Consider the following 5,981-nt stretch of genomic DNA (forward strand, 5'->3'; position numbering starts at 1 on the left):
CTTCAAAAACAGCCTCTACACGACCATCCCGCAAATTGCGCACCCACCCTTGAACACCCGCATGGAGAGCCATCGCTTCGGTGTGGGCTCGAAACCCCACGCCCTGAACCCGCCCCCGTATCCAGACGTGAACGCGAACCCTGTCACTCATGCCGACGGGGATCCCTCCGTTGTGCTGCAGGGTTCTGGCGACTCGGTCGGCTCCTCCGGAGTCTCTGAGGTCTGCCGATCCAGCCACCCCACAAGAACGTTGACCAGGGCAACCAAGCCTAGGAGCCCCAGCGAGATCCCACAGGCATACCCAATCGCTTGCCACAGCACGGAAGACATGAACCCAACCTCACGAACGCTTGTGCAGAGGATCCCACCCTTCATGCACCGTGACATCCTCCCGGCGCTCGTCCTACGGACAGAGCGCGGGCCACCCTTCCCGTCAGCAGGACGGAGTCCTTACCTCGCGGCTGGGCATTCCTGCCCCACGCCACTTGTCTGGGTCTACAACCCCCGACAAAACGACTGGACAGGTGGTTCCCCTTCCCCAGCCTTCCTGGCTACTGCCAGCTTGCAAAACAAGTCTAATCCACAGGGAACGGTGCATCGGCAGGCAGGATGGACTCCTGCACCCAGGAACCCCTGTCCACCGGACAAGAGCAAGAGGCATCTGGATCAATCCGGTACTTGTAGGTTACCGCCAGCATAAGTAGGTTTTACTACAGATTTCGCTCAACAGATTTCGCTCAGAGGTATGGCGGGGATCCCTGTATCCCGGTGCTTACCCTGCGGGTAGAGTGCAGGACTGATTGCCCCTGCACCCCCGTTAGTTACCGCTAGCTACACCGCCGGGAAGCCCCGCCCTCTATTAGCTAGTGGCTAGTGAATAGTGAATAGTCACTATCCACTAACCACTATCCACTATTCACTATCCAGGGTGAGGGTCGGGATGAAAGGCGGGGACATGATGTTTTGTCCTTACTGGTGCCATAAAAAGTAGCGGGGTTTTATACACTGCCGCTATAGACATCAAGTACAGGGGCGGGGCATCCCGTCCTTTTCGCGTTAGCGGGACGTAGTCCTTAAGCCCAGGAAATGTCCTTTTCGCGCTAGCGGCGCGGAGCGCTAACCGGAGTCACTGTTCGCGTCAGCGGGACGGAGTCCTTGAAGCCCGCACTCTCTCGCTTTAGCGGCGCGGAGCGCTTTGCATCAACATGAGTGCGGGAGTGTGTCACTTAAAATGACTACACCAGTCTTGTTCAGCACCAATCTATTGGGTTAGCGCAACACCAGGGCTAGAGCAGTCCCTTGGGATCCCGTCTCGACCAACCGCAAGTCCCCCCCGTGGGCCTGCAGGATGCGCCTGGCGATATATAGCCCCAGACCTCCTGAGCCGGTTGGGTAGTGGTGGCCGGCAATGTGAATGGGCTGGGTCACGTAGGGTTGGGCCAACTCTTCTAGGGGAGCCGGCAAGCCGGGGCCATCATCCTGCACCTGGATCTGGTGGGGGCTGACGATTAACACCACCGCATGGCGTGCGTAGCGCAAGGCGTTGTCCACCAGATTCACCAGCGCCCGCTCCAGCTCTGCCTCATCGGCGTTGCCCCACCCTTCTCCTTCGACTCGCAGATCGATCCCCCGCTCCTGGGCCAGGGATCCCATGCGCTCGGCCACCTTTCTGGCCAGGGATCCCAGATCACAAGGCCGAGGATGCAACTCGATCTCTCCCCGCTCCAGGCGGTGAGCCTCCACCATTTTCTGCACCAGAGAGAGATTGTGTTGATTTTCCTGCAGGATGCGATCCAGCAGAGCGCGACGTTGCTCCGGCTCGAGCTGTTGATCCTGTTTAAAGGCGCTCAGCAGGTGCCCAAAGGCGATGAGGGGGGTTTTGAGGTCGTGAACGAGGGTAGCGGTAAAGGCTTCTCGCCGCATTTGGTCGATCTGGATCTGGCGCAGCAACTGGGCAAAAGCCTGCCGCAAGATCAGGGCTTCCTGGGGATCCCCGGGGCGGAGCAGCAGATTCCAACGGGCGGGCTGGTTAATCAAGGTTTCCAAATGAGCCAACTCGCGGGCCAGCAGGGTGAGGGGGCGCAAAATCATGGAGGACAGAGCATAGCCCACCACCGCCGACAGCACCGCCAGCAACGGGATCCACAGCAGCAGCAGGAGGATCCCTTCAGCGCTGAACTGCGTGTCGGGCCAGATCCACTGCACCGACAGGATGAAAACCAAGTTGGGGACGAACGAAAGGCTGGCAATGACCAATGCCACCTGGGTGCGCAGGCTGTGGGGAAAGCGGCGGCGCCAAAACTCAAGTAGGCGGAGTAGTTGCTGTTTCAAACTCGGTGTGCTCGCTTTGACAAGACCTGCTTGAATAGTGAACCAACCGTAGGCAAAGAATAAACATCCCCTCACGGTCAAGGCTGAAGAGTTCTTTCCTAGGTCTTAGAATGACCGTTATGTCTTGAGCCACTTCATCCCCATGAATAAAGAAGGATGCCGTAACCCCAGCTTTTAGGATACCCAGCTACCCCATTCTTTAGAGAAGCCGCGCCGTATTCCGGTTGGCAAAGCTGTGGACATCACGGCAAAGAAAGACAGCTTGATCCCCAGGCGTAACCAACGTTGAGCAATCATAGTCGTTTCAGGTTAGGGTGAGGCGCCTGGGCCATTGAGAAAAGCCTTTGGCCGCATGCATTATTGCTCGGCAACGCTGACGCGACGACGCGACCAACGTTTTGGGTGTAGTGTCCCAGTTTGGGTCAAAGGACTACAAGTTCAACAGATCAAGATCGAGGGGCAGAGCGGAGCTCTCAAGCTCCTGAGGCATGAAAAAACCTCTGGGAGTCTGTCCGTGTTTCGACCCCAGAGGCTTCTTCTCTTCACTCCTCACCACTATTGAGCGTAGCCGCCCTTCCAAAGGCTGTCAAGCACTTTCCCATTGGGGTTGGCGTGTGGGAAATTGCGCTAGGGTGGCACTGCCGTACAGGATCATCTGCTGGGGCTGCAAGTTCACCCGGTCTACCCGCAGCTCAGTGCCTCGCAAGGCGAGCCGATCCAAATCCAGAAGCTCATTCAGGCAGCGTACCAAAGCTTGGCTCAAGGCTAGCTCCTCTTCTGTACCGCTTTCAAACACTGGATCTGTAAAGCGGATGCGACGCCGCTCCAGCACCTCAACCTGGGCGGAAAAACCGACGCAGAAAGCCCTGGCTTCTCCCTGCTGTACATTTGCCTGGAATTGCAGTCGTCGCGCCGGGGTGATGCTGATATGGACGTGATGGAAGGATAGGGGGCTATCATCCTGCTTTCCTAAGGCCAGCCTATTCAGCACAAAAGGTGTGTTAAACGATTGCGCCAGATCGTCTTCGCTCAGCACCACGCGCATTGTGGCCTGTACTGGCTGGCGCAGCTTGATCTTCCCCTGCCAAATTTGGTTGAAATCGATGGCCACCGCGTTGCAAAACAGCTCTAGGGCCGAAAGCCTCAGGCCGTTGTACATCTGCAAGTGCTGGCCCAACAGTTCAAAGCTGTCGATACGACCCTGCAACAATTTGGCAACAGGCTCCACTCGCACGCGCGCCTCCAGCCGCTCTGCATGCTTAAAGAGGGCACGAATGGCTGCGCCTACCCCCCGACTGACCCAATCGACAGCCATGGGATTCTGGAGGGAAAGTTGGGGCAGGAGTCCTGTAGCCATGGGACAAGGTGAAGTTCGCCTACAGGGATCATAACCAACCATTAAGAAAGGTTACAACCTTTGCCAACGGAGAGGCTGTTCTCTCAGGGGTAGGTGCGTCCCTCCTGCATAGCCGAGCGGGCCACGGCTGCGATCCCCTGGTCGGTGGCACGGGGCAGATGAAAGTACCGTCCGCCCGCCAATTCCGCCAGCTCGGCGCTGAAGCCGGTGGTTACAAAGCGGCTTTGGGAATCGATCAAAAGCAGCTTCAACCCCAGGGCGCGGATGCGCAGGGCGATCTCCCGCAGCTCTTGCTTGAGGTCGATGGGATCCGCTCCCAACTGGCTTTTGCTGTCGCTCCGTCCCAAGGAGCGGCTGAGGGGAATGTTGGCCCGGCCATCGGTGAGAGCCACCAGCATCACCTGACCTACATCGCCAGCGGTGCGGGCATTGACTCCCATGCGCACGGCTTGGGTGAGGGCATGGGCGAGAGGGGATCCCCCGCCACAGGGCAGGGATTCCAGACGGCGGCGGGCCAGCTCGATGGAGCGGGTGGGGGGGAGCAACACTTCGGCAGTTTCCCCACGAAAGGCGATGAGGGCCACCTTGTCACGGTTTTGGTAAGCCTCGGTGAGCAGGCGCAGGGCGGCACCTTTGGCCGCTTGCATGCGGTTGAGGGCCATGGAGCCGGAGGCGTCCACCACAAAGATCACCAGGGCTCCGGCCTTGCGAACCAGCTTTTTGGCGCGGATATCGCTCGGCTCCACAATCACGCTACGTCCCGGTTGCCGCTGGCGGCGGCTTTTCTGATAGGGGGCAGCAGCTCGCAAGGTGGCATCGACGGCAACGCGGGGGTTGGATCCCTGGGGCAGGATGGGCTTGACGTAGCGGCCTCGGTCGGCGCTGAACACCAGGCCGCGGGATCCCGTTTTCCCCTGTTGGTTGAGGGACTGGGCAAAGGCCAGCAGGCGCGGGTCCAGGGCCACCTGCTCAGGATCGAAAAAAAACTCCTGCGGCAGGCTGAGGCTTTCCGGTTGGGGATCCGTCTCCTCCTGGTCCTCGCCGGTGTCGTCGGAATTGCTTGGGGAAGGATCGGGCTGTTGGGATTGGGGTGGGGGGGGAGGCGGGGGCTGGTCGGGGTCGTAACGGGCGCGGGGCAGCAGCACCAGCTGCACGGCCTGCTGCAGATCCTCGGCCAGGAGGCGATCCCGCCCCTCCAGCGCCGCCAGGGCACAGGCGGCTCGCAGGGCAAATTGTTCTCCCCGGTGCCCTTGGACGTTGCCGCGGATGGCCTCCTGCACCAGGTAGAGGAGCTGTTCCCGCTGCGGCTTGACCTGGGGCAGCCACTCCCGCGCCAGGAGGATGCGGGTGCGGATTTCCTCCAGTTCCGCCTGGTGCTCGGCCAGGAAGGGCTCGGGAGCATCGACAAATTGCGTTGCCCGTTGGACAATTTCCCCTCGCTCTTCTAGGCTCAGCTCCTGCCCCACCGGCACCACCAGTGCCAGGCGATCCAGCAGGTGGGGGCGCAGGGATCCCTCTTCGGGGTTGTAGGTGGCCACCAAGAGAGGCCGGCAGGGGTGTTGCAGACTCAGCCCCTCCCGTTCCAGGCGGTTGACCCCATCCCCCACCACCGTCAGCAACAAGTTGACGATGGCGTCGTCCAAGAGGTTGATGTCATCCACATAGAGCACGCCCCGGTGGGCAGCAGCCAAGAGCCCTGGCTGGAAGACCGTTTCCCCCTGCCTGATGGAGGCCTCCACATCGACGGATCCCAGCAGCCGATCTTCGGTGACGCCCAGGGGAACCTGGACAAAGGGGGGCGATATCACTTGGGTGGGCGGCAACTCTCCGGCTGGGTAGCGAGCCTTGGCCCAGTCGGACCAGGTATCCGGCTGCGCTGGATCGTCGTTGCAATAGGATCCCGCAATCACCTCGATGGGCGGTAGCAAGGCGTGGATCCCTCTGGCCAAAACCGACTTGGCGGTGCCGCGAGGCCCCACCAGCACCACACCCCTTAGGCTGGGATCCACTGCTGCCAGCAGCAGAGCCAGCTTGGCCGCCTGTTGCCCCACTACAGCGGTGAGGGGAAAGGTACAAGGAGCGGATAGAGTTGCGGATCCCATGGTTGGCGGGTAGGCTTGGCGAGCAACGGTTCAATCGAGCAGATTCGCAGCGGAGCGGGAGCTGTACACCCCAGTCTATCGCTTGAGTGCTCCGCACCGCCTTTGCAACTGAGATTTTCTGGGGAGCATGCCTCTAACCCCCAAAACCCTGAACTTTGCTGAATTTACTGAGCTTTAGGCGGTTTGGCAAA

5 protein-coding genes are annotated in these 5,981 nt (G+C 60.1%); all 5 read right to left on the minus strand.

The window, feature by feature from the left end:
- Positions 1–151, minus strand: a 151-nt coding sequence (locus tag NW837_RS03335) for an acylphosphatase (RefSeq protein WP_414329266.1), incomplete at its 3' end; no start/stop codon positions are given.
- Complete coding sequence (locus NW837_RS03340) at positions 148–330, minus strand: hypothetical protein (RefSeq protein WP_041436250.1); 183 nt, start codon at positions 328–330, stop codon at positions 148–150. The genes NW837_RS03335 and NW837_RS03340, both read right to left, overlap by 4 nt.
- A gap of 939 nt (positions 331–1,269) precedes the next feature.
- Positions 1,270–2,331, minus strand: coding sequence for a sensor histidine kinase (locus tag NW837_RS03345; protein WP_414329262.1), 1,062 nt, complete (start codon positions 2,329–2,331; stop codon positions 1,270–1,272).
- 586 nt (positions 2,332–2,917) lie between these two features.
- Positions 2,918–3,646, minus strand: coding sequence for a DUF2993 domain-containing protein (locus NW837_RS03350; protein ID WP_414329263.1), 729 nt, complete (start codon positions 3,644–3,646; stop codon positions 2,918–2,920).
- A 125-nt stretch (positions 3,647–3,771) separates the two neighbouring features.
- Complete coding sequence (gene bchD, locus NW837_RS03355; protein ID WP_414329264.1) at positions 3,772–5,790, minus strand: magnesium chelatase ATPase subunit D; 2,019 nt, start codon at positions 5,788–5,790, stop codon at positions 3,772–3,774.
- Between the last annotated feature and the right edge of the window lie 191 nt (positions 5,791–5,981).

Origin of the sequence: Synechococcus sp. R6-10 (assembly GCF_047461815.1) — a bacterium.
In the GTDB taxonomy this organism is placed as follows: domain Bacteria; phylum Cyanobacteriota; class Cyanobacteriia; order Thermostichales; family Thermostichaceae; genus Thermostichus.

Coding starts and splice junctions, on each gene's coding strand:
- NW837_RS03340 (WP_041436250.1), bottom strand. CDS start 330: ATGTCTTCCGTGCTGTGGCAAGCGATTGGGTATGCCTGTGGGATCTCG.
- NW837_RS03350 (WP_414329263.1), bottom strand. CDS start 3,646: ATGGCTGTCGATTGGGTCAGTCGGGGGGTAGGCGCAGCCATTCGTGCC.
- bchD (WP_414329264.1), bottom strand. CDS start 5,790: ATGGGATCCGCAACTCTATCCGCTCCTTGTACCTTTCCCCTCACCGCT.